Raw genomic sequence first — 24,383 nt, 5'->3', positions numbered from 1 at the left:
CTAATCCAACTCCTTTTTCATTTTCTGTACAAACCGGCGGGAGGCATAGCTGACCTGTCCTGTTTTCAGACGAACTTCGTATTGCCCAGTTCGACTCAAGGATAGTCGTACTATCAGTGCCACGTTTACAATTTCCGCACTCGAAATTTGAATAAATTGGTGACGTGGTAAAATTGCCCGTAACTGATAAATCCGTTGTTGGAGCCGATATTTGCCTGTTTGCGTTTCGGCATAAACCGCCTTAGCCTCCGTGTAAATACGCTGGAGATCAGCTATCGGAATTGCAAAAGCTTGTTGGTGCTGATAACCGGTCAGCACGTGCGGTTTGCCCCACTGTTCCAGCTCGGTCGCTAATTTGACTAATTCTGTGTCTCTTTGCTTCGCATGTAGCGTGGCAAAGGGCTGCACAAATTGGGATTGTAAATCAAACTCAACTTTCATCTCCTGCCCTCCTTGATGATTAGCTTACCAAGTTCAAGGGTGAAAACAATGGCTAGGCGGTTAAGTGGTTAATTTGCAGGGATAATTGGTTCTAAAAAAAGAACGGTTCCCCGTTCTTCCCAGAATTAATGCTCTAAATTTGTGCTTCCACACTAATCATCTCCAACAAACCTTGGGCACACTCACTACCCTTGTTGCCAGCTTTCCCACCCGCACGATCAAGAGCCTGAGCCATGTCATCCGTCGTTAGCACGCCAAACAGCACGGGCACTGGACTGGTTAATGATACCTGTGCAATTCCGGCCGCCGTTTGGGCGCACACGTAATCATAGTGCGAAGTGGCCCCGCGGACGACCGCACCTAAGGCAATCACGCCGTCGACTTTGCCCGTCTCACCTACCAACTTGGCAATCCTTGGAATTTCAAAGGCTCCGGGTACCCAGTAAACCTGGATATCGGTTTCTGCCACCCCACATTGTTGTAAAGTGGCAATCGTTCCGTCTAACAGTTTTTGCGTAACCAGTTGGTTGAACTTCGCCACGACGATTCCCACGTGACGGTGTTGCCCGTTTAAACTCCCGGTTTTTACTTCCATAGTTAGTCAATCTCCCTTAATAAGTGCTGCATCTTATGTTTTTTCGTTGCTAAGTAGTCCCGGTTCGTTGCGTGCGGTTTAATTTCTAACGGAATCCGCTTGCGCACCGTAATCCCTGCGTTGGCTAGTTGAGTCAGCTTATCCGGATTGTTGGTCATTAAATCAAGCTCCGTAACCCCTTGATCACGTAAAATGGCCGCTGCCAGCTCGTAATCCCGCTCATCTGGGGCAAATCCCAGTTGCTGATTAGCTTCGACCGTGTCCAACCCCGCTTCTTGAAGCCGGTAGGCTGCCAGTTTGTTGGCTAAGCCAATCCCTCGCCCTTCCTGGCGAAGGTATAGCACCGCACCATGTCCGGCAGCTGCAATTGTTTGGAGCGCTGCGGCCAGTTGCTCACCACAGTCACAGCGCAACGAGCCGAACACGTCTCCCGTTAAACACTCCGAATGAACGCGCAGTAACAGTGGTTCCTCAGCCGAAATTTCTCCCTGACTAATCAGTAACGCTGGTTCTTGATCAGCTGACGTTTGGTAAGCCGTCAGTTGAAACGTCCCGTACTGGGTCGGCAATTGCACTGGGGCTAAGCGCCGAAGCTTCCGTTGGAGCTGCGCTTTTCGATACGCCTGTAATTCTGCAATCGTAATAAAGGGATAGCCGGCCTGACGCGCGAATGCCCGTAACTCGGACTGCCGCATCATGGTGCCGTCGTCCTTTAAAATCTCGATGATGGCGGCGACGGGCATGGCTCCAGCCAACCGAGCTAAATCAACCGCTGCTTCTGTATGCCCGTTGCGGGCTAACACGCCACCTTGGCGAGCTTGTAACGGGAAAATGTGGCCGGGATGATAAAAATCAGCCGGCGTGGTCTGCGGATTAGCTAACTGTCGGATGGTTGTAGCCCGGTCGGCAGCTGAAATGCCGGTCGTCGTGGCTTTGGCATCCGTTCCCTGTAAAAAGGCGGTTCCAAAGGCATCCTGTTCCTGCGCCATTGGCTCCAAACCTAAGCGTTGCACCTGGGCTGGGGCCATCGGAACGCACAATAAGCCGCGGGCTTGCGTCACCATCGTGTTGACCGTTGCGGGCGTCATCTTTTCAGCTAACCCGATTAAATCGCCTTCCCCTTCACGATCCTGATCATCGGCTACGACTACCAGGCCACCCCGCTGTAACTGTTGCAGGGCCCCGTCAATTCGATTGGTTGCTGTCATTGTTCATCCTCCCATTCACATATTTGCCTAATACATCTGTTTCCACGTTAACGAGCTCGCCCACGCCGAGTTGTCCTAAATTGGTCTGGTGCAAAGTATGCGGAATCAGACTAACTTCAAACTCCGTCGCAGTCGCAGCTGTTACCGTTAAACTTACTCCATTGACCGCGACCGAACCCTTTTCGACCACTTCCAGTTGGTAGCGAGCTGGTAATGCGAACCGAATCCGCACCGCATTTTCTTCTTCCGTGATTTGGGTCACCGGAACCGTCATGTCCACGTGGCCCAGCACAAAGTGCCCGTCTAAGCGTTGGGTGGATAACAGCGCTGGTTCTAAGTTAACCATGGCTCCTGGGTGGAGCTGTTGTAAATTAGTCCGCTGGGTCGTTTCCGGCATCACATCCACGTTAAATGCGTGGTCGTTGTAATCAATGACCGTTAAACAAATCCCGTTGACCGCAATGCTATCCCCAATCCGACTGTGCAATTGGCTTGGTAACGAGCTTGCAATCGTCATGCGTCCGGACGAAGTGGTTGGCTCCCAGGTGCGAAGCCGGCCGGTTCCCTGAATAATTCCTGTAAACATCATTTCCTCCTTAGTTCGACGCGCCAGTCTGGGCCGAGGTGCTCTACCTGGGACAGGTTCCAGTGCACCGATGGTCCCTGGTACTCACTAAAAACCGGTAAGCCCGGTCCGAAGATCGTCGGCGCTGTATAAACTACCAAGCGATCGACCAAGTCCGCCGCTAAAAACCGGGACTGGACGACACTACCGCCTTCCACCAAGAGTGCTTGCAGCCCCTCCTGCGCTAATCGCTGCACAACTGTGGCTGGCGTCCACTCCTGATCAACTAACACCCGCACGGAAGCCGGCCACTTTTGGCGGGTCGCGTGCCGAGTCAACAACCAGGTGGGGGCTTGCCCGTCAAACAGGTGCAGGTCCGGGGGCAGTCGATCTGCATCCTCCACCAGCGCCACTCGCACCGGCGGATGATCCACGGATTGCTCCCGCACCGTCAGCTGCGGATTATCCACCAATAGCGTCCGTTCGCCGATTAAAATCGCGTGCTGTTGCGCTCGAAGGCGTTGACTATCTTGGTAAGCAGCTGGGCCGGTAATGAACGTGCGCTGGTTGCCAGCCTGATTCATTTTGCCGTCCAGCGTCTGGGCCATTTTAACCGTCACTAGGGGACGTCGCTGCTGGTAAAAGAAGTTGTAGGCCTGATTCAACTCCCCGGTGTCGTTCATAACGGTGACGTCTATCCCGGCCGCAGCTAACATGCGCTGGCCGCGCCCGGCAACCACTGGATTCGGGTCCAACTGGCCAATGACGACCCGCCTAATGCCGACTGCAATCAATTTAACGGCGCACGGAGGCGTTTTTCCGTAGTGACTGCAGGGTTCTAGGGTCACCACCATCGTGGCTCCCTGCGCCAACGTGGGATCTGGCAACTGTTGTAGGGCATCAATCTCTGCATGTGGTCCCCCAAAGCGGTGGTGATAACCGGTGGCAACCACCTGCCCGTCGCGCACAATCACAGCGCCGACCACTGGATTAGTGTACGTATGTCCCCTTCCTTGCCGGGCCGCTGCTTGGGCTATTCGTAATAGCGCTGGTTCATCCAAATCGTTTCCCCCTCTCATTTTCATACCAAACAAAAAGCCCCGCAGTTAAAAACTGCGGGGCTCCCGTTTTTTAAGTTCGTTAAAAGGACCCGGGGGCACGGTGATCGTCAGGAAAACGACCCACTGCACCTAGGTTCTTTTTGGTTTCTTCTCCCATCCAGACTATACTGTCGGTTCTAGACTCTCACTAGATCAACCGCAAAATGCGGGTCACGGACTTCGACTGCTGTCGTTACCGTCGGTCGGGAATTACACCCTGCCCCGAAGAAACTCATTTAGTTGTGCTTTTAATATACCGGATTTTCGTGCACTTGTCTATCCGGGTTCACTTTAATCCAATCATTGGCATCGACCTGCTGGCCATTAGAAAGCGTGATACGGGCGGGAAGCACGCGATCTAAGTGAAAGCCTGCGCGTTGCGCCACGTGATTACTCCGCTGGTTTAAAACCGCGGCGATGATTGAAATCTGCTCGAGTTGGTACGTTGCAAATCCCAACTGACAGAGCGCCAACACGGCCTGGTGCATGAGCCCGTGGCGCACGGCATGATTGGCAAGCCAGTACCCAATTTCTGCAGTCTGGCGTCCAGCTTCTCGCTGGTAGAAGCGGTTAAATCCCATCATGCCAACGGGGTCCCCCTGCCACACCATGACGAGTTGCAAGGACTGATGCTGATCAGCCTGCTTTACAAGTTCCCTTAAAAAGGCAATCTCACTGGCCTGCGTGGTTTTAGGCACCCACGGCAACCACTGCGCTAACGTTTCCCGATCCCGGGCAATCAGCGCTGCTAGCCGGGGACCATCCGTTTCTGGAACCGGCGTCCGTAAGGTCAACTCGTTCGTCACAATCAGCTCCATCATGATTCCCCCTTTTGGTTAGAATCATCGCACTATTCAGTCAATTGGTCAATTTGGTGCCGTTCTGAGTACTGCAAAATGTAAATTGCCACGATAATGAGGACCGCTCCAATCATTTCCACGACGTTTAAAGTGGCGTGGAACCAGAAAATACTGATGATAAAGGTAATTACCGGTTGAATCGCATCTACTAGGCTAATCGCAGCTGAGGAAGTGTAGCGCGTTGCGTAAATGATGGCCGGAAAGGTAATCAACGTTCCAAAGAAAATAATTCCCAAAATGCCCAGGACGCCCCCAAGACTGAGGTGTGGTACCCCAACCCAAATCGGTTGGTGCAGGTTAAAGGCTAAGCTGGCAATCAAAGTTCCCCAGCCCAACACGACGAACGGCGGGTTGTCCTTCCCAATTTCCTTGGGCAGAACCACGTATCCGGCAGCGGTGATCCCAGAAATAATTCCCATGATCAGTGAAATCATCGGAATCGAGAGTTCACTGAGATTCCCCTTGGTTACGGCTAAAAAGACTCCCAAGAGTGCCATTCCAAACACAACTAGATCAACTTTATTCGGCCGTTGGTGTTGAAACAGCAAGGCCCCAAGAAGAATAAACAGGGGAGCTAGGTACTGCAAAATGGTGGCCATACTGGCCCCGTTACTTCCCCCCTGTTGGATGGCAACGTAGAAACTACCCATGTTCCCCGCTAATCCAAACAACCCGTAGGCGACCAGCCAGGCAATTGAGCGCCAACTTTTAAAGACGCCAAAGATTTTACCCTTGTAAATCAGGGCACTTAAAGCCAGTAAAATGACACTTGCAAGCGTGGTCCGCGCTGATAAAAACCAACCAGCCGGAATCGTTTCATTTTGGGACACAAACTGTTGTAAGGTTCCCGAAAATCCCCAAGAAACCGAGGCAAACGTCGCAAATAATAAGCCCTTCGTGGCTCGATTCATTTTTTTCATTGTTCTTCCTCCTCGTTAGTTACCTCTAAGAATACGAAGCTCACCTGGAAAAGTAAATGACCGATGTCAGTTTTTGCGACATCAAACGCAAACAGACCCTAGTGGCAATTCACTGCGGTCTGTCCTTTAACGGGGCTGGCGCTGTGAGTACCAGCTTACTAATAAACTAATGATTAACCCAAGACCCAAGAACGGTACAAAATCGAGACCAACGGCATACAATGGAATCACCTGTAACGCCCACCGATCGAAGGCAGCCAGGGGCGCCAAGCTTAATAATGCTTTCGGTAAGGTATGGATAAAATCAAATATGGCCGGAATTAGGACGATGCCGGTCGTGATCCGATAGATTAACGGCTTAATCCCAAGTACGGGTTTCAATAACCCGAGAAGAATCAGGGTAATTGCCAAGGGATAGAGGAAACTCAACAGTGGCGCAGAATCTTCAATGATTTTTTCCAGTCCGATGTTGGCAATCAAAAAGGAAATTACCGTGGCCGTCAATAAAAGCTTATGGTAACCAATCCGAGGCAGTTGCCGACTTAAATCCTGAGCGAGCGAGGTTAACAAGCCAATCGCGGTGGTCAAGCAGGCTAGAAACGTTAGCGCCGCTAAAACCCCCGCACCCATGATGCCTGTATAGTGGCGCATGATTTCGGTAAACGCGGTTCCGCCATCGGCACTCACCTTTGTAAAGGATAAACTAGCGGCCCCGAGGGCAATCAAGAAGGTATAAATCAAGGCTTCAAACCCCATGGTCAAACCACCAACCTTCGCGACCGACCAGGAACGGTCCCGACTAGACTGCCCAAATGCCTTCAGCGCGGTAATGATAGTTACCCCAAATCCTAGTCCGGCTAGGGCATCCATCGTGTTGTAACCCTGCAAGAACCCGTTAATCAGGGACCCGGTTCCCTGTCCAGCCCGAGGCAATAACGGCAGGTTGCGGATGTCTCCGTATAACAGAAAGGCCACCACGAAGAGAAAGACCATTAACAAGATAAAAATGGGGTTCAAGACCTTGCCCACGTTTTTGGTAACGCTCCCCTCGTGAAATGCTAGGCCAAAGGTTAAAGCAAAGAAGCCTGCTGAAAAGATGATCAAGGCGGGAGTGCCCCAAGCCTTGGGGATAAAGGGTTGAATTCCCATCGAATAGGTTACGGTCGCCGTCCGGGGGGCGGCAATTAATAGTCCTAAAGAAGCGTGCGTCAGGACTAAGAAGCCGATGGCAAAAAATTTACCCGCTGGTCGCGCTAAGTCATACATACTGTTACTCTGCGTGGTACTTAACGCTAAAATGGCACAGAGCGGTAATAAAATTGCGGATAGTAAAAAACCAATTGCGGCTGGGAGCCAGTTAGCTCCGGCCGTTTGCCCTAGGTGAATCGGGAAGATCAGGTTCCCGGCCCCAAAAAAGAGGCCAAAGAGTAAGGAAGCTAAAATTAAATATTGTTTAAATGCCAGTTTGCGTGGCGCATGCGTCGGTAACGTCGTCATGGTTCTCCTCCTAAGTAAGTAAGCTAAATCACGAACAAAGGATGCGTGACCACGGTACCACCTTATTTTCCTGGCGCTTCACAACGCCAGGCTCTGCGAGTCGGTTAATCTTTGCTAACCAAAAACGTCCTGTACTGCTCTAGAAACAGTCCAGGACGTTTTCACGTGTTACCACCCATCTTCCCAATCTAACGATTGGCTCAACGGTATGTTAGCAAATCTAACATACTCCGTGCGGTAATGGGCACTCCCAACAACTACTCGAACTTTCGCAGTTGCAACTTGGAGGTTACTTTCATTCTTTAGAACCTGCTTCCCTTCACACCACCCGGGAATTCGCTGTCAGGGTCCGAAAAATTACTCTCCTCCGCTTGGTTTTTCGAATTAATTAATTGTCATTAATTTACAGGAGATGGGTGGCTTTGTCAAACCTTTTTTGCGCAACTTTGACCCCAAACGAACAAGCTACTCCCCACCAGTCCGACCAGTAAGAACGGGATAAAATCGAGGCCCCAGTTAAACAAGGGAATTACGGCCTGACACCAATGATCGAGAGCCACAAGGGGCGCCAATTGATGGAGGACCGGTGGCAACGTGTGGAGAAAATCCAGGCTGGCTGGAATCAACACCAAGCCCACCGTTATCCGGTAGATTAGATGATTCTGCCGAATCCAGCGGTTCAGCAATGCAAGAACAATCACGGTGATGGCAATCGGGTAGAGCAAACTTAAGATTGGGGCTGAAAATGCGATGATCTGGTCTAAACCAAAGTTGGCAAGCCCAAAGGCGATTACGTTCGCTCCGAGCAAAAATTTATGGTAGCCAATCCGGGGAAACCGATTGCCGAGATCCTGCGCGAAGGAGGTTAACACCCCAACCGCGGTCGTTAGACAAGCTAACAGGGTCAACGTCGCTAATAACGCTGCCCCCAGCGAACCCGTATAGTGGGCCATGATTTGGGTAAAGGCCGTCCCCCCATCCGCACTAACCTTGGTAAAGCGGAGACTCACCACGCCTAAGGCAATCAGACCCATGTAAATGATTGCTTCCAACCCGAGAGCCATTAATCCAATCTTTGCAACAACTATGCCTTGATTTCGCTCGGACTTGGTATAGGAGCGAACCGCGGCGATGATGGTCACCCCAAACCCTAACCCCGCAAGGGCATCCATCGTGTTGTAACCCTCTAAGAAGCCGCCAATCAGCGAACTGGTTCCCTGACCGGGTTGTCCGAGCAACGGCAGGTGCACCGCGTCGCCGTTAACGAGAAAGGCAACTAAGAATAACCCAAATAAGAGGACAACAAACAGCGGATTGAGGATTTTACCTACGCTATTCGTGATGCTCGTTTGCCGGTACGCGAGGAGCACAATTGTTGCGAAAAACAGCGCCGAAAAAATGAGGAGGGCTGGATGACTCCACCGGGTTGGTAAAAAGGGCTGAACCCCCATTGTAAAGGTCACAGTGGCTAACCGCGGTGACCCAATTAGCAGCCCCATCGACCCGTGGGCAGCCAGCAAAAAGAGCAATGAAAAGATGCTCCCCACTGGTAAGACTAATTCAAACATGTTTTTACTTTTGGTCAGACCCAGGGCAAAAATGGACCCGAGGGGTAATAAAATCGCTGACAGTAAAAAACCGATTGCAGCCGGAATCCAGTTCCGACCGGCCACTTGACCCAGATGAACAGGGAAAATTAAATTCCCAGCTCCAAAAAACAGGGCAAATAAAAGTGAGGCTAAAACAATTAACTGTTTAAACCGGAAGTGGTTGGGTGTTTCTAATTCAGACATGGTTGTTGCTCCTAACTTAAAGTGATTAACCATGGTAAGCAAATAAAAAACGTCCCTGTTCATTAACTGAACAAGGACGTTAAAAACGTGGTACCACCTTTTTTAGCGCGTGGTCCGGATCCACTCGCCATCTCATGAGTGCGGTTGCATCTGCTACGCGCCTAGAAAAACCAAAAGCGCCCGCCACCATGCCAACGACACGGTCTAGGACGCTTTTGCGTGTTACCACCCAGAATTCCCGTTTCCAAGTGAAACGGCTCTAAGTACGATTGCAGGAACAACGATACTCGTTTGCGATAATGGGCAATCCCAACAACCCCTCTTCATCATTCGGAGTTGCAACTTGTAGCTGATCTGTCTAAGTGGATAAACATTCTATCGCACCACCCTAGAACTCGCTTCGATTATTCCCCTTAGAACTGGGCTACGCTTCGCTTTTCTGATTTGCTTACTGGTTATCAGTTATTCTACGGTAATTTATGGTTTTGTCAAGCCTAAAAAAAGTGACGTACGCGCACTTTCTCATGACGATGCGTTTGGTAGCCGGTACTAATGGGTTTTAACGCATGCTTCCGGTAGTTTTCATAGTTCATTGGCGTCGGAACGGTCATCTGGGAATCAACGTGCGAACGCCCGGTGGCGTAATCAAAGGCTAACCCGGGTTGCACGTTATACAGATACCGGTTGAAGTGGAAACTCCCATCCGAACTAACCGCTTGCACCCAGACTCCCTTCGCCATTAGATCATTCCCCTGAAAAACCGGCGTGACTTGGTAAATCACGTGTTTTCCCTGGGCAAGGGCGTTGCGGACCGCTTGTTCATTAATCGTCATTACTTTTTGGTTGGCAAAGGCGGTTTGTGTAAATAAATTTTTAGGATTGTCAATCGAGCCCTTGGCGCCCGGCTGATACTTTCCGTTTTCATCTAAATTAAACGTGCACGTGTAGGCAATCAAATGCCCCCGGTTCACGGGAAAGACTCGTTGGCCATTCACCCGCTTCGGTTGGTTTGACCACCCTGTGGGTTTGAACAGCTGCCGTTCTCGTCCCTTGGATTTCCCCAGGTTCTCCTGTGTGAGGTAGGCCGTGGCTGGTTGGGCCCGGTTCAACCGATCTAGATTCGAAAAATCAATCCGACTAACCGGATAATCCTGCGGGCTAATTGTGTCTGGCTGATCGTGATTAACCACGTCGTACGCCTGGGACCCCGATTGGTAGTCCCGTTGTTGTAATTGTTGGTAGCGATCGGTGGTTTGGGGGGCTTGGCCAACTTCCGTTTGTGCGAAACTGACGGAAGGAACTCCTCCCATGCTTAACGTCACACCCATTACCACGCCGATCAGTAAGTGTTGCAGTTTATTCACCTGTCTGCTCCTTTACCTCCGAACGTTAGTTGCCCTATCCATCTTACGAGAAATCCCCCCGCCTGTCAAAATCAGCAGCAAAAAACCAGAACCGGATCAACCCGGTTCTGGTTAACGCTTCTTTAATCAACCACCTGGCCGGCACAGATCGTGTTAACGTGTTCGGCTACCACGTGGGTGCCCAAAAACGGTGTGTTGGTTCCTTTAGACTTAAGGTCGTGAACTGTCAGCTGGCGATCAGCCTCTAAGTCCCACAAAGAGAGGTTGGCAATGCTCCCCACGTGGAGCTTTGGGGCCGTTAATAAAGAAAAAATGCGGCTGGGATTAAAACTCATCCAGTCCAACAAGTCTGCCAAACTGACCGTGCCCGGGGCCACGAGTTTGGTATATAACAAGGGAAACGCGGTTTCTAATCCGGTAATGCCAAAGGCGCCGTCGGTAAAACTCGTACCCTTGTCGGCCTTGGTATGGGGGGCGTGGTCCGTGGCAATCATGTCGATGGTCCCGTCTTGGAGGCCAGCTAGTAATGCCTGAGCATCAGTGGAGGATCGCAGGGGGGGATTCATTTTAAAGAGGGGATCATCAGCTTGAATCATTTCATCGTTAAGCAATAGGTGGTGAGGACTAACTTCCGCCGTCACATGGACCCCATCGGCCTTCGCCCGCCGGATCAACGCTACACTTCGCGCGGTCGACACGTGACAAACGTGATAGTGAACGCCAGTCACTCTTGCTAGTTCAAGATCTCGAGCTAATTGACTGGTCTCTGCAACGGAAACTGCGCCCGGTAACCCTAGGGCCTGGGCGCGGGGACCAGCGTTCATCACGCCGCCCGCCATCAGCGCATGATCCTCAACGTGAGCAGCTAACGGCAATCCCGTTTTGGCAATCCCGACCATGGCATCGTACATGGTTTTGGCACTTTGAATCCCAACTCCGTCGTTACTAAAGCCAATGGCCCCCGCCGCTTGCATTCCGGCAAAGTCCACCAGCTGCTCCGTGGTTTCGTCAACTGTCACCGGCGCATATTGACACACTGAAACCTGCCCCTGCTCCTGGTTGGCTTGCACCAGCTTAGCAAGTTGTACCGGAGTGTTCGGGACCGGTGTCACGTTTGGCATGGCACACACAGTGGTATAACCACCCTGCGCGGCCGCCGCACTGCCAGTTGCAACCGTTTCTTTCGCGGTCTGGCCCGGATCCCGAAAGTGGACGTGCACGTCCACTAACCCCGGTAAAATCACCTTGCCCGTCAAATCAATGACGGTTTGGCCCGGCTGCTCTAAGTGTTCGCCAATCGCCGCGATTTTTCCATCCACGATTAAGAGGTCCCCGGGAACCAGTTGTCGTTCCTGATAAACTTGTCCGTTTTTTAACAGTATTTGTGTCATCCTTCTGCTCCTTTAATTTCAGCAGGATTAATTAATCCCTTGGCAACCAACACGTCCGTCAGAATTGCCATCCGCATGAAAACCCCGTTCTCCATCTGTTTAAAAATTCGTGACTGGGGTTGTTCTACCAAACTGGAATCAATCTCAATCCCCCGGTTGACGGGCGCTGGATGCATGATGATGGCTTCTGGTTTTAGCCGTTGATAACGCGCTTTGGTCAGCCCAAACTCCCGATGATAACGAGCGGCATCAAAGTCAGCTAGCTCGGTCCCTAACCGCTCCTTTTGCACCCGGAGCAACATGACAACGTCTGCATTGTTAACAGCTTCATCGATGGTCGTATCCTGTCCGTAACGTTCAAATTCGGCATTATACCACTGGGCTGGTCCCGCAAACGAAACCTGAGCCCCTAACCGCTGTAGTAACGCCATGTTCGAGCGGGCCACCCGGGAGTGACTAAGATCACCCACAATCGTAATTTTCAAGTCCCGAAAGGTGCCAAATTCTTGGTAAATGGTCATCATGTCTAGCAACGACTGGGATGGATGTTGGCCACTCCCATCACCACCATTAACAATGCTGATGTCTAATTGTTCGGCCAACAGTGGTTGGTAATATTGATTTTCTGGGTGCCGAATTACGGCCACATCCACGCCAATGGCTTGTAAGGTTTTGACCGTATCACTGAGCGTTTCGCCCTTCGTTACGGAACTACCATCGGCGACAAACTGCAACACCTGCATGCCAAGCCGCCGTTCGGCCATTTCAAAACTAGTGTGCGTGCGCGTACTGTTTTCAAAAAAGAGATTCATGGCGTACGTTGGTCGTTGCAACGTCACCGTTTTGCCGGCTTGAAACAGTTGTGCGAGCCGAATTTTATGTAAAACGTCCGCTTCACTTAAATCACTTACAGAAACTAAATCATGTTGTGCTGAATTAGTCATCGTGTCCTCCCTATTGGCGCTACAATAAAGGGGCCTGCTCTCATTAACCTAGCATGCCCCTTTGCAAACACCGCCAGTTAACTTCCCAACCTCGCTGGATTGGGTTAAAGCACCCGCTTTATTCCGTTATTTAATTGGTGATTACTGTAACGAATCTGACGCCAAAAGTCAATTACTGATCGTGCTTGACAACTGGGAACTTCTTCAGTAGGATTAAAACAATTCATCTTAACTTGGTTCAGAGAGACCAAAAGATTTCAAGTCGAATTTAACCTGATAACGCAGTTCGTGCGGTCGTTTTTTCTCTGAACCTGACCCTTGAACTGCGTTTTTAGTTTGCGCAACTGTGCTTAGTTGCGAAAGGAGTCCGAAGAATGGCTACCATCGATTTAAGTGCTACCATTGGTAACGAAACTTTCCACCACCCGTTTGTGAATGCGGCGGGCGTCTGTGACGAAACTGCTCCGGAGATGCAATCGGTTCTGGATTCTGCCGCCGGCGGGTTAACCACTAAAAGTGCAACGCTCGCTCCTCGAGCGGGGAACCCCAAACCCCGGTACTTCGATACCGACTTAGGGAGTATTAACTCAATGGGGTTACCCAACCAGGGATTGGCTTACTACCTTGATTTTATTGCCCATACGGAGACTGATAAACCAATTGATTTATCGGTAACCGGGACCAAGCCGGCCGATCAAGTCGCCGCCTTACAACAAATTCAAGCCAGTAACTTCACCGGCTTGTGTGAACTAAACCTTTCCTGTCCAAACGTCGTGGGCAAACCGCAAATTGGGTACGATTTAGACGCAACCCGCGCCATTTTGGACCAGGTCTGTGCTTTTTACGAAAAACCACTCGGGGTTAAGTTACCGCCCTACTTTGATTTGCAACAATACGACGCGATGGCGGCCATTTTAAACCAGTATCCGTTAACCTATATCAACGCCATTAATAGCGTGGGCAATGGGTTAGTAATTGATCCCAACACCGAAACAGTAGTGATTAAGCCCAAAGGTGGCTTTGGTGGAATCGGTGGTCAATATATCAAACCAGTTGCCCTTGCAAACGTCCGCGCCTTTCGGCAACGACTCCGACCAGAGATTAAAATCATCGGAACTGGGGGCGTAACAACGGGGACTGATGCCTTTGAACTCATTTTATGTGGGGCAGACATCGTTGAACTCGGAACGGTTGTGATGCAAGAAGGCGTTTCTGCCTTTGCCCGCATTACCCACGAACTAGAAACGCTGATGCAGGAAAAGGGGTACCAAACCCTCGCCGATTTTCGCGGTCACTTAAAAACCCAGTCCAACTAACTTAAACCCGACTATGCTGAGCACAGTCGGGTTTTTAGTTACCATTACCAACTAAAAAAGACACTACATCAGTAGTGTCTTTTTGAAAAACTTATTCAAATGAACCCCATGCTACTTTGTTAGTTTCACGAACTGGGCAGTACAACTTGTTTCCAGAGAAACCAGTGTATTCAACCCAAACGTGTCCGTCTTTAACAACGTAACCATCGTAACTGATTTGGGCATTAGCAGGCAAGTAACCTTTAATCTTTGCCTTTAAGTCAGCAGAAGTCCGAACGGCAATCTTCGTGTCACCATTCGTGAAGTAACCTTTTTCAACGTTGAATTGCCCTTCTTTAGCAGCAGATTGGGAAACTAACTTAGCATCCGTAAACTCTGGCTTAGCGCTGGCAACGGCTGGTTGAGCAACAGCTTGGTCGTTGTTTGCAGCTGGTTGTTGGTTAGCTTGGCTGTTATCAGTTGCTGGTTGAGCAGCAGCTTGGTCATCGTTTACAGCTGGTTGTTGGTTAGCTTGGCTGTTGTCTGCGGCTGGTTGCGTAGTAGCTTGGTCATTGTTGGCAGCTGGTTGTTGGTTAGCTTGACCGTTGTCAGTGGCTGGTTGAGCGGCAGCTTGGTCATTTTCAGTAGCTTGGTTGTTAGTAGTTTGGTCCGTGTTAGCAGCTGGTTGTTGAACTGTAGCTTGCGTTTGTGCAGCAGCAGCGCTAACCCCGCCACCAACCCGACCGTACAATACATCACCAGAGAAGTATGAAATTGAATCACCACTAATTACTCCACGGTTTTGGGCATCTAACATCATGCCGTTTCCTTGGTAAATTCCGACGTGGTAGATTCCACCGTCATTAAAGAAAACCAAGTCGCCAGGACGAGCTTCAGAAGCACTGATTGGTTGACTAGCAGCGTATTGAGCAGCCGCCGTCCGTGGTAAGCTGATTCCGTTTTGAGCAAAAACATATTGCGTAAATCCAGAACAGTCAAACCCACCAGGATTTGATCCACCCCAAACGTACGAAGTTCCAACGTGTTGCTGACCAGTCGAAATGACGTCAGCTGAAGCAGTGTTACTAGTGAAGAAGAACGCACCAGCCATCATTGAAGTGGCGATTCCAGCGAACAACCATTTCTTACCTGCTTTATACATCTTAAAGTGAACTTTTTTGTTTTCCATGTTAGTGATAACCTCCGCTGTGAAATTGTCTTTGGTTTAATTTAATTAAGTAACTTACATGATGTATAATAGCACGTCTAACCGTTCCCGGTGGACTTTCAACCTGTTCTTAACCTAACTGTAACCATTTTGAAATATATTGAGAAATAATTAAGCGCTTAGCCATCCGTAAACAAAAAAAGAGAACGCGTTCGCGTTCTCTTTTTTACTAATCATCTGCTTGGTTTAATTTGGCTGCTAACTCCTCGTAGCCCGGTTTCCCGAGCAGGGCAAACATGTTTTGCTTGTATGCTTCCACCCCGGGTTGATTAAACGGATTAATGCCATTCAAGTAGCCAGAAATACCGACAGCCACTTCAAAGAAATAAATTAAGTATCCCAAGCTGTATTCAGACTCATCCGGAATTTCGACCGTCAAGACCGGCACGCCACCGTCGTTATGAGCCAAAACAACCCCTTCGTAGGCCTTATCGTTAACTTCGTTTAGTGACTGTCCCTTGAGGTAGTTTAAGCCATCCAAATTATCAGCTTCCATCGGAATTTCCACGTTGTAAGGTGGGGTTTTAACTTTAACCACCGTTTCAAACAGGTTCCGGAGGCCTTCTTGAATGTACTGTCCCAGTGAGTGTAAATCAGTCGTGAAGTTCGCGGAGGACGGATAAATTCCCTTTTGATCCTTCCCTTCCGATTCACCCATCAACTGCTTCCACCATTCGGCGAACATCCGCAGGTTCGGTTCGTAGTTTTCCACTAATTCAGTTACGTACCCCTTACGGTACAAAATGTTCCGTAACGCCGCATACCGGTACGCCGCATTTTGTTGTAAATCCGCATTTTGATAAGCAGTGGCTGCCTCTGAAGCTCCCCGCATTAACTCTGTGATGTCTGCCCCTGTGGCCGCAATTGGCAGTAAGCCTACTGGAGTCAACACCGAGAACCGACCTCCCACATCATCGGGAATGATAAAGCTTTCGTAACCATTGGAAGCAACTTCTTGACGCAACGCTCCGTTTTTGGCATCCGTTGTCGCGTAAATCCGGTGGTTCGCTTCTTCCTTCCCATACTTCTGAATTAACTTTTCCTTGAAAATCCGAAAGGCAATCGAAGGTTCCGTCGTGGTCCCTGACTTAGAAATGATGTTAACCGAGAAGTCGCGGTCGCCCACAAAGTCCTGTAGTTCCTGGAGATAGGTCGCACTAAGCGAGTTTCCGGCAAAGACGACCTGCACCCCACGCCGATCGGCGGCGGACTTTGAATTATAAAAACTACCGTTTAAGAAGTCCATGGCCATCTTGGCTCCTAAATAGGAGCCTCCAATTCCAATGACCACGAGAACTTCTGAGTCTTGGTTAATTTTATTTGCGGCCGCTTGAATCCGGGCAAATTCCTCCCGATCGTAGTCAGCAGGTAACGTGAGCCAGCCCCGAAAGTCCGCTCCGGCCCCCGTACCGTTCCGCAACTCCTGATCGGCGGCGGTCACTAAGGCTTGCATTTCTGCCAGTTCGTTGTCATGCACAAACTTAGTTACCTTCGTATCATCAAAATTAATGTAAGCCATCTATGTTACTCCCCCATTTCACTCGTTGCTTGTGCTTCGTTAATTGCTTTTTGGGCTAAGACGAAATCACCAAACGTTGCTGAACCGTTGTGATCAATTTCTGGTGCGGTGATGTACTGCTCTAACGAACCAACATTTAGATAGTTGTTAAAGAGAAGTGTAAATTGTGCCCGCACCTTTGCAATAAATTCCGGCGTGCAAACTCCGCCCCCCAGCACTACTTTGTCCGGACGGAACGTCACCGTCAGATCAACGACTGCTTGAGCGACGTAGTACGCAATGATATCCCAGGTTGGATCAACAATCGGCGTATCCTGACCCTTCACCCCGTTCCGGGCTTCAAACGTTGGACCCGAAGCAAGCCCTTCTAGGCAGTCCCCGTGCCAAGGACAGGTACCCTTGAAATCAAGGTCATCGCGGTGCCGACGCACTTTGATGTGCCCAAATTCAGGTGTTCCTTTCACCCCCAAAAAGTCACCGTTGATTACGGAACCCATACCAATTCCGGTTCCAATCGTAATGTAACTCACCGATTTAATGTTTTCGTCGTGCCGTTTCGCACTAACGTATTCTCCGTACGCAGAACCGTTCACGTCGGTCGTCCAAAACATCGGAACCTGGAAGCTTTCTTTCATCTTCCCTAGGAAATCAATGTTACTCCACCCCTTTTTCGGAGTTTTGATAATCCAGCCGTACGTGTCTGAATTTTTGTCAACGTCGATGGGTCCAAAGGATGCAATCCCAAAGGCATCAATGTGATCAAACTTCTTAAAGTACTTAACGGTCCGGGCCAACGTTTCGTCAGGAGTCGTCGTCGGAAATTGGGTTTGGTCAATCACGTTGAAGTTTTCATCCCCAACGGCACACACAAATTTAGTTCCACCAGCTTCAATACTTCCATATAACATAGTCTTATCCTCCTTGGACGACAATTCAATAATTACTTTAATTATAAAGCTCCTCAAATGGGATTGCAATTACTTTTGTAACCGGTTACAAAAAGATCAATTACCGTCCGTAGCTTACTTTTGTAATTTAAACCATAGTCCTTTAACGGGGCTTTCCTTTTGAAATTCACGGTTAACCGGAAAATCACGTGGGGGCTGAAAACTTTGCTTCTCCATGAAGTTCCGCCCCAAAGTTTGACAAGCTCGTTGGGCTACTTGTCGGAAACTTCTGGTCGTAATTGCCGGAGTTTGGGTGGTCATAAACAAATCCGCCTGTTTCGTGGTTAACGCCAATACCTGGGTTAACAGGGAGCTCAAATCCTTGCGAATGTTAAAGGTCGCCTTTTTGCTGCGTAGAAAGGCGGGAACGTTAATCGTGATGAGCTCAAAATGCAGCTGATGCTTAGTTGCATAGTCCAAGAAGCCTAGCAAGTCCATCGTCCGCACCTTCGGCATCGTGGTGGTGAGTTCATTAGCAGCTAACGCCGTTACCAACGCCGGTTTGGCGTGTTTTTTCTGATCGACAGCTTCCGTTTGCACCGCCCCACCCGTGAGCGACGCCGTCACAAAACCAGTCTGATCGAACAACAGGTGCAGGGTTAACTTCGCCCGAGAATGCTTTTTAATCTGAGTACGCACCGGTCGGTAAGCCAGCTCCAGACCGGGCTTACTTGCTCCCGTTAGTTGGATTGGATATTCCGTCCCGCTTTCTGAGATAACCTGTTCGGCAACCGGCGCCGGCGCCAAATCATTCACCGGAGTGATGGTCCCCGTCGGTTGACCCCGGCGCAGTTCATAGAGGTTTTGATATTCTGCTAACGTATTAGTTAACGCAGTCAGCAGCAACTCTCGTTGTCGATATAAGCCCTCGTTTTCCCAAGTAAGTAGCACTTGCCCCGCAAAATTATCAATGGTAAGACCACCGAGACCGTCACCAATCCCATTAAACAACCGGTAGGCCGTCACGCCCTGCTCCACTAACGGGGCGCGGCGTTGAAAAGCCTGGCGCATGAGCCCCGCAAAAAAGGCTGTATCTAAGGTTTGGTTGGCTTTGCGACTCAAAATCCAACCAATACCGTGCCCCTCTTCAGCTAAATAGGCGCTTGCAACGAAATGTCCACTCCTTACTAACGCTACCCATTCACCATTATTCGTGGCATCACTCGCGTGTTCTAAATCCTTTAAACTTAACTGCGGGTAGCCACCTTCGATTTTGCTGGCAGCTGCTCCGGTAATCTCAACTTCTCGCATGTATTTCCCTCGTTTTTCTAAATGTAGTTATTGTCATTGTAACTTGAATCATTACCAATTAGTAGTTATTGAATGCTATAATAGAAACTTGTTTTGAAAGGAGTAGCTTTATGTACAAATTTTTAGTTTTTTTTGATCTCGATAGTACCCTCTTTGACAAAAACTCGCAGGTTACCGATGAGGTCGCCGATGCCATGGATAAAATTCGGGCGAAAGGCGGCTTACCCGCAATTGCCACCGGTCGGACTCTGTATGAAATTCCGGAAACCTTACAGAAAACAAAGATTGACACCGCCATCACCTCCAACGGAGATCACGGAATCTACCAAGGCAAAGAACTCTTTGAACGTCGGATTGATCCGCACACCATTGACGAACTCGATGAATTTGCCAAGCAACATGGAAATTCCATCACGGTCCTCGATCAATTTGGTAAAGGGGCCTCGCGCCACGATGAACTACTGAAAAAAGCCTGTGCCTTTGTACACGCTCCCCTCCCGAAGTTAGTAGATCGATCCTACTGGCACGAACGGTCGATTGACATGATGTTTGTTACGAACACCGACCTCGATGACGTTTACGAAGCAGCCTTTGGCGACCGCTTAAGTTTCTACCGGAACTCCCCTTTCAGTATCGACGTGGTTGACCACGGGGCTTCCAAAGCCAGTGGCATCAAACAGTTGATCGAAGCAACTGGTTTGACCGGGATTCCCACCTACGCCTTTGGAGATGGGAACAACGACATCCCGATGTTAGAGTTCGTTGATCATCCAGTAGTAATGGAAAACGGTCGGGACCGGGTTAAGGAGCACGCGGAATTTGTGACGACTGCCAATACCAATCACGGAATTGTCAACGGGCTTCGTCATTTTAATTTAATCTAATGGCTAAATATGGTACAATTCAATGTGTATCTATCGGGGTCGTTATGGATTCGACGGGTATGGTTCGAACTTGAACTGCATTCCGTACTGCGATGCGTTAAATCGTTCAGTTTAAATTATAACTGCAAAAAATAATAACAATTCTTACGCCTTAGCTGCCTAAACACCAGCTGACGTAGATCCAGCTAGCTTCGTCCATGGGTTAGACCTGGGTCCTAAATTAAGTGGACTGACGCTTGTCTGTCTCCACCTGGGGCAGGAAGAAGAGCTTAATCAGGTTAGCTTTTCATATTAGCCTTGGTTAATGGCGCGATGAAAAGTGAAACTTAAATAATCAACCTATGAGTGTAGACGTTCAAGTGGCGACATATTCGGACGCGGGTTCAAATCCCGCCGACTCCATTAATTGAAAAGCGTACGAGCTAAAGAATAAAATTTTAGCTTGTACGCTTTTCAATTATTTTAGAGGAGTGTATGACATTTATATATAATAAATATTTGTTGTAGAAATTTGATACGCATTTACATCTTCAAAATTAAAAAAATCTATATTCTTTTTAGTTATTAAAATATTATTTTTTTGAAAGTTATAAATATGATACCCAAACATAATAAATAGAACGTTATAATAAACAGTATTATTACTAACTAAATATAATCCTTCGATAAATAGTAACATAAAATTCATAACAATTGATGGAAATGATGAAGGGTTTAATGAAAGTATAGGAATAATAAATGTAACAAAGTAATTAATTATGTCTGCATCAATCGGTCTTACGTTAGTGACAGTTGTTGTGTTTTTTCTAACTTTTTTTGTGTTTTTTATAGATCTAATCCATAAACATAAAACAAAAAATGAAATAATTGATATAATTAGTAAACTAATCCAAAATATCATATTTAATTCAAAAGTATGTTTAAAACTATTTAAAGAAAATTCATCCATGTTATTCAAAAAAATCATAATAAAAATTGGAATACAGGATGAAATGAAAATTATCCAATCAATGCCAATTGAAACAAAACTATACATATCTATCTCCTAGTATCAATTCCATCTTCTTCTCCTAGTAATGTTTTGTAATATGAATCCTGCATAAGATTAATTAGATTCCCTAACTGGTCACTAGTATAGTTTATTTTCCCATTTTTAACATCAATCTGTAATCCTAAATTAAATTTTTTAGAAATATTACTAGTTGATTTTAAATCATCTAAAAATAGAGTTGAAGAATTTCTCTTGCTAAGTTTTACGATTCTTTTTTGTACATTTTTATTTTTAGATACATCATCTTGAAAATTTTCAAAATTTTTAATTTTTTGCTTAAATTTAGGTTGATTATCCAGAAAATCTTTTGCAATTTTTTGAAATTCATCTGATATTTTAAACATTCTTTCGAATTGCAAATGGTTTAAAACATAAATTTTTCCATTATAAAGAATTAAATCAACGTTTTTATCTATACAAATAAAATCATCCATGTTTTCTATTTTCGTGAATGTTTTATTACTTAAGCGCCCAAAAATTGATTGTCTAATTTTCTTTAAACTTCTTGATTTTGAAAAAGCATAAAATGTTCCGGATTCATTTGTAACTTTATAGATAAAAAAATCAAAATTGTCATTAGAAAATTTATACTTAGGCATTGGATTTTTAAGTGAGTTCAGAACATCATCTATTTCTTTTTTATATTCGCTTATATCAACTTTCTCTATAGTATCATCAGTTGATCCAATAATATTGTAATCAGAAACAGTTAATTCATTAAAAGGTTTAGTTATTGAATCCAAAATATTTTGTCTAAATTTTGATTTAATGCTTTTAGATATAGTTGGTGAAACTGATTCTATTTTGCGACTTACTGTCCAATGCATCAAATAAAACTCAATATCTCCATTATTCAAAATTTCATGAACCTCATTATATTTTGATTTTAAATCTTCCATAACTAATATTCCCCTAAAATAAAATTATATGTTTCATAAATTACTTTATATGAATGATAACATAATTATAATACTGTAGTATTAAATTCGAAATTTAACATCTGAATTGTTATAACTTTTTTAAAAATAATTTATTTTTGGTACGATATAATCATTGAGGATCATAATTTAAAAAAGTCTTAAAAGTCATTAACGAAATTATTTTTACTGAACATAATAATTCAACCTCACTAATTAAGAACATTAGCTAAAAGAAGGGCTATTACAATTAAAATAAATAATACAAACTAATTTATTTTAGGTATTATTTTTTAATTTACAGGTAATGAACTTTCTTTAGAACTCGATTTAAAACAATATATCATTAAAAACCAACTTGATAAGATACAAAAAATGTTGAAAATAGTCTATCAATAATACCATTGTCTTATTTGAAATGATTTTAGAAATAGCTACATTAATGTTACTTGAAAAAGTATTAGTAGCAATGAAATAGAGATTTAAAAATCACATTGTTAATTAATACCAATGTTAATAATTTAAATATAAATACTAACAAATTTAGTTAGTTCCCCAAATTAGGAATCGGTCGATCATGAACATAATCCCAATCAGGATTTGAACCAACTTTTTCGGTCGTCTGCCCCGTTTCTTTATTTTTTACATACACCACTCCTGGATTATTTTCATTACTAGTTACCTCATAGTTGTCGTCATCCGCTTCATTCCCATCTGAATTATTCTGAGTTTCATTATTAGCACTTCCATCGTTACTTTGGTTCGTCAGTTCCTTAGAATCATAGACTGGAACAAAATCCCCATCGGGTCCCATATCCCACAACGTGGTCAACATTCCCATTTGTTCTGCCTGAGCTTTTGTCACGTAACTTCTGGTGCCATCAGGGTTCGTTACCAACGCATGGGTGGTGTTCTGAGCATCAATGGCCTGTTTCCGAAATTTTTCCCGATTATATTCGGCTTGTTGTGCGATCTTTGCTTGATCCGTTGAACTATCGTCGTTAGCAGCAGCTGATTGCGTCCCAGTAGCAACATTAGAAGTTTGTGGACTAGCCTGTTCCGTAACCTTCTGCTTTTTAGCTGGTTGAACCGAAGCTTTTTTTCCCTTAACTCTTTTATGTTTCCGCGGTTGCTCGGTAGCTGTTTTATGCTCTGAGCGTGCTAATGCATAGCTTCCCCAGATAACTAACAAAATCAATCCCAGCACACCAATAATCATGATTTTGCCTTTCTTTCCCTTATGATATAAATTAACTCGTTTTTCCATTCCTTATGTTGCCCCCATCATCAGTTTTAATCTTCGTCACTTGAATTTGAATTTTCCGTTTGATTTATTTAGTTAATTTTTTCATTTGCACGCTTCAAATAATCCAGTTGTGCTTCCTGATTCTGCATAAATTCATTTTTTTCGGCTTCAGTTGCTTCCTGACCAGTAGCAACATCAATAATTTTTCCGGTTTTATCATTATGATAACCTGATTGCGCAATCTCATAGCCCACTAAAAAGGCAACTGGAATAACAAATAACAATCCTAATAGAAATTTTTTTAAGGTTTTTCGGTGCTGTTTCTTTACCCTAGTTTCCATCCTTAAACTCCTTATTTGTTTAGTATACTTATTCTATCATTGCAAGCCCACTTTCCCAATCCGGGCTTAGAAAATGATTCCTGAGTAATTTATTCAATAAAACTACGAGCGTTTAAATCAAATTAAGTAAGCCTTTACCCACCATCATTTCTTACAAAAAGAAAGCCCCACTAACTAACGTCAGTGGGGCTTTCCCAGTTGGTAACGCTTCATTTCTGAATGGCTCAGAAATAGTTTGAGTGCTTCGGATAATGTGAGTGTAAGTGTTCCGATAATTTGAGTGCTTCAGATAATGAAAGTTACCAATTAGAATTTTACCATAATCTCCATAAATTAAATAATCATTACTTTAAACAACCTTTGATTGTTTTAGAATCAGCTAATTAAATTTTCACGCAAACTTTATCCATCACCAAACCTTTTACCCCTGTGCTTTTCACAAGCCATAAAAAAGACGATTAATCCTAATGATTAATCGTCTGCTTTACGTTTAAATTACTCTAAATTAGCGTGCCGCTTGCGCATCTCTGCTTCAGCAACACCCGCAAAATCCATGTAGGCCAACGTTAACGCATCCCCAAACAACCACACCGCTTGTTCAAATAAACTCCCCATTGGTTGAATTGAGGCTTGCTCTGACCCCACTCGGTCCTTGCTCTTACCAGGTAAAATGGTCACCACGTCCGCCAGTTTTGCGAGGGGTGAATCGTTCGTGGTTGATAATAGCCACAGCTGAGCTCCCGCCTCGTGGGCCGTAGTCGCGATGTTCACAGTACCAGTCGTAGTTCCAGAGGCCGAGGCTACCAGCAACAGGTCTCCGGCTTGGATCGCTGGAGTCGTCGTTTCTCCCACTACGTAGGCCGTTTTACCGAGCTGAATTAAGCGCATTGCCAGCCCGCGTAACGCCAATCCGGAGCGCCCCCCACCGTAGACAAAGATCCGTGGTGCTTGGTGCACTAAGGTTAATTCGGTTGCTTCAATTGGAACGTCTTGTTGTGCTAATTCAGACAGAATCGTGTGCCACAT

At 46.6% G+C, this 24,383-nt stretch carries 23 protein-coding genes, 1 other RNA gene and 1 riboswitch; of the genes, 3 read left to right on the top strand and 21 right to left on the bottom strand.

The annotated features are described in order from the left end of the window. The 12 genes from M8332_RS02330 to M8332_RS02275 all read right to left on the bottom strand — a co-directional run bounded on the left by M8332_RS02330 (position 1) and on the right by M8332_RS02275 (position 12,678). On the bottom strand, positions 1-441 hold the full coding sequence (locus tag M8332_RS02330; protein ID WP_252780590.1) for a LytTR family DNA-binding domain-containing protein: 441 nt from the start codon (positions 439-441) through the stop codon (positions 1-3). Positions 442-574: 133 nt separating this feature from the next. Further along, positions 575-1,036 carry a 6,7-dimethyl-8-ribityllumazine synthase gene (gene ribH, locus M8332_RS02325; RefSeq protein ID WP_252780589.1) on the bottom strand — a complete coding sequence of 154 codons (462 nt, stop codon included), beginning with the start codon at positions 1,034-1,036 and terminating at the stop codon, positions 575-577. 2 nt (positions 1,037-1,038) lie between these two features. Next, complete coding sequence (gene ribA, locus M8332_RS02320; RefSeq protein WP_252780588.1) at positions 1,039-2,244, bottom strand: GTP cyclohydrolase II; 1,206 nt, start codon at positions 2,242-2,244, stop codon at positions 1,039-1,041. Further along, positions 2,222-2,833 (bottom strand): riboflavin synthase, encoded by a 612-nt coding sequence (locus tag M8332_RS02315; protein ID WP_252780587.1) that lies wholly within the window; start codon positions 2,831-2,833, stop codon positions 2,222-2,224. The genes ribA and M8332_RS02315 overlap by 23 nt, the downstream gene beginning before the upstream one ends. Next, a complete protein-coding gene (gene ribD, locus M8332_RS02310; RefSeq protein WP_252780586.1) occupies positions 2,830-3,870 on the bottom strand; it encodes a bifunctional diaminohydroxyphosphoribosylaminopyrimidine deaminase/5-amino-6-(5-phosphoribosylamino)uracil reductase RibD in 1,041 nt (346 codons plus the stop codon). The genes M8332_RS02315 and ribD overlap by 4 nt, the downstream gene beginning before the upstream one ends. A 141-nt stretch (positions 3,871-4,011) precedes the next feature. Then, a riboswitch (FMN riboswitch) is annotated at positions 4,012-4,143 on the bottom strand. A gap of 14 nt (positions 4,144-4,157) precedes the next feature. After that, positions 4,158-4,730, bottom strand: coding sequence for a GNAT family N-acetyltransferase (locus tag M8332_RS02305; protein WP_252780585.1), 573 nt, complete (start codon positions 4,728-4,730; stop codon positions 4,158-4,160). Positions 4,731-4,759: 29 nt separating this feature from the next. Further along, positions 4,760-5,689 (bottom strand): DMT family transporter, encoded by a 930-nt coding sequence (locus tag M8332_RS02300; protein WP_252780584.1) that lies wholly within the window; start codon positions 5,687-5,689, stop codon positions 4,760-4,762. Positions 5,690-5,815: 126 nt separating this feature from the next. Next, positions 5,816-7,186, bottom strand: coding sequence for a branched-chain amino acid transport system II carrier protein (brnQ, locus tag M8332_RS02295; RefSeq protein ID WP_252780583.1), 1,371 nt, complete (start codon positions 7,184-7,186; stop codon positions 5,816-5,818). Between the two features lie 425 nt (positions 7,187-7,611). Next, a complete protein-coding gene (gene brnQ, locus M8332_RS02290) occupies positions 7,612-8,979 on the bottom strand; it encodes a branched-chain amino acid transport system II carrier protein (RefSeq protein WP_252780582.1) in 1,368 nt (455 codons plus the stop codon). A gap of 494 nt (positions 8,980-9,473) precedes the next feature. Continuing rightward, positions 9,474-10,343, bottom strand: coding sequence for a DNA/RNA non-specific endonuclease (locus tag M8332_RS02285; protein WP_252780581.1), 870 nt, complete (start codon positions 10,341-10,343; stop codon positions 9,474-9,476). A gap of 122 nt (positions 10,344-10,465) precedes the next feature. Further along, positions 10,466-11,734 (bottom strand): dihydroorotase, encoded by a 1,269-nt coding sequence (locus M8332_RS02280; RefSeq protein ID WP_252780580.1) that lies wholly within the window; start codon positions 11,732-11,734, stop codon positions 10,466-10,468. Continuing rightward, complete coding sequence (locus M8332_RS02275; protein WP_252780579.1) at positions 11,731-12,678, bottom strand: aspartate carbamoyltransferase catalytic subunit; 948 nt, start codon at positions 12,676-12,678, stop codon at positions 11,731-11,733. Before M8332_RS02275 ends, M8332_RS02280 begins: the two co-directional genes overlap by 4 nt. Before the next feature lie 374 nt (positions 12,679-13,052). Between M8332_RS02275 and M8332_RS02270 the strand changes: the two genes are divergently transcribed. Further along, positions 13,053-13,994: a dihydroorotate oxidase gene (locus tag M8332_RS02270; protein ID WP_252780578.1), complete on the top strand. Its 942-nt coding sequence runs from the start codon at positions 13,053-13,055 to the stop codon at positions 13,992-13,994. 91 nt (positions 13,995-14,085) lie between these two features. Here the strand turns inward: M8332_RS02270 and M8332_RS02265 are convergent, their stop codons facing one another. The 4 genes from M8332_RS02265 to M8332_RS02250 all read right to left on the bottom strand — a co-directional run bounded on the left by M8332_RS02265 (position 14,086) and on the right by M8332_RS02250 (position 18,918). Then, complete coding sequence (locus tag M8332_RS02265; RefSeq protein WP_252780577.1) at positions 14,086-15,162, bottom strand: NlpC/P60 family protein; 1,077 nt, start codon at positions 15,160-15,162, stop codon at positions 14,086-14,088. Positions 15,163-15,370: 208 nt separating this feature from the next. Further along, complete coding sequence (locus M8332_RS02260; protein ID WP_252780576.1) at positions 15,371-16,720, bottom strand: glucose-6-phosphate isomerase; 1,350 nt, start codon at positions 16,718-16,720, stop codon at positions 15,371-15,373. Between the two features lie 5 nt (positions 16,721-16,725). Further along, positions 16,726-17,628, bottom strand: a complete 903-nt coding sequence (locus M8332_RS02255) for an ROK family protein (RefSeq protein WP_252780575.1) — start codon at positions 17,626-17,628, stop codon at positions 16,726-16,728. Positions 17,629-17,742: 114 nt separating this feature from the next. Then, positions 17,743-18,918 (bottom strand): class I SAM-dependent rRNA methyltransferase, encoded by a 1,176-nt coding sequence (locus M8332_RS02250; protein ID WP_252780574.1) that lies wholly within the window; start codon positions 18,916-18,918, stop codon positions 17,743-17,745. 110 nt (positions 18,919-19,028) lie between these two features. Here M8332_RS02250 and M8332_RS02245 point away from each other — a divergent pair, with 110 nt between their 5' ends. Both M8332_RS02245 and ssrA read left to right on the top strand, forming a co-directional pair. Then, a complete protein-coding gene (locus M8332_RS02245) occupies positions 19,029-19,802 on the top strand; it encodes a Cof-type HAD-IIB family hydrolase (RefSeq protein WP_252780573.1) in 774 nt (257 codons plus the stop codon). Positions 19,803-19,837: 35 nt separating this feature from the next. Continuing rightward, positions 19,838-20,207, top strand: a transfer-messenger RNA (tmRNA) gene (gene ssrA / locus M8332_RS02240). Between the two features lie 76 nt (positions 20,208-20,283). Here the strand turns inward: ssrA and M8332_RS02235 are convergent. The 5 genes from M8332_RS02235 to hxlB form a co-directional block, all read right to left on the bottom strand. Then, positions 20,284-20,838 (bottom strand): KwaA family protein, encoded by a 555-nt coding sequence (locus M8332_RS02235; RefSeq protein ID WP_252780572.1) that lies wholly within the window; start codon positions 20,836-20,838, stop codon positions 20,284-20,286. Between the two features lie 2 nt (positions 20,839-20,840). Next, the gene (locus M8332_RS02230; RefSeq protein WP_252780571.1) at positions 20,841-21,752 is read right to left on the bottom strand and encodes a Kiwa anti-phage protein KwaB-like domain-containing protein; all 912 of its coding nucleotides are present in this window, start codon (positions 21,750-21,752) and stop codon (positions 20,841-20,843) included. 565 nt (positions 21,753-22,317) lie between these two features. Then, entirely contained in the window at positions 22,318-23,037 is a 720-nt protein-coding gene (locus M8332_RS02225) for a hypothetical protein (protein ID WP_252780570.1), read from the bottom strand. 68 nt (positions 23,038-23,105) lie between these two features. Further along, positions 23,106-23,357 carry a hypothetical protein gene (locus M8332_RS02220; RefSeq protein WP_252780569.1) on the bottom strand — a complete coding sequence of 84 codons (252 nt, stop codon included), beginning with the start codon at positions 23,355-23,357 and terminating at the stop codon, positions 23,106-23,108. A 495-nt stretch (positions 23,358-23,852) separates the two neighbouring features. Continuing rightward, positions 23,853-24,383, bottom strand: coding sequence for a 6-phospho-3-hexuloisomerase (hxlB, locus tag M8332_RS02215; protein WP_252780567.1), 531 nt, complete (start codon positions 24,381-24,383; stop codon positions 23,853-23,855).

This window comes from Fructilactobacillus ixorae (assembly GCF_024029915.1).
In the GTDB taxonomy this organism is placed as follows: Bacteria; Bacillota; Bacilli; order Lactobacillales; family Lactobacillaceae; genus Fructilactobacillus; species Fructilactobacillus ixorae.
The sequence above is the reverse complement of the archived record's forward strand: the minus strand, read 5'-3'. Positions and strand labels throughout refer to the sequence as shown.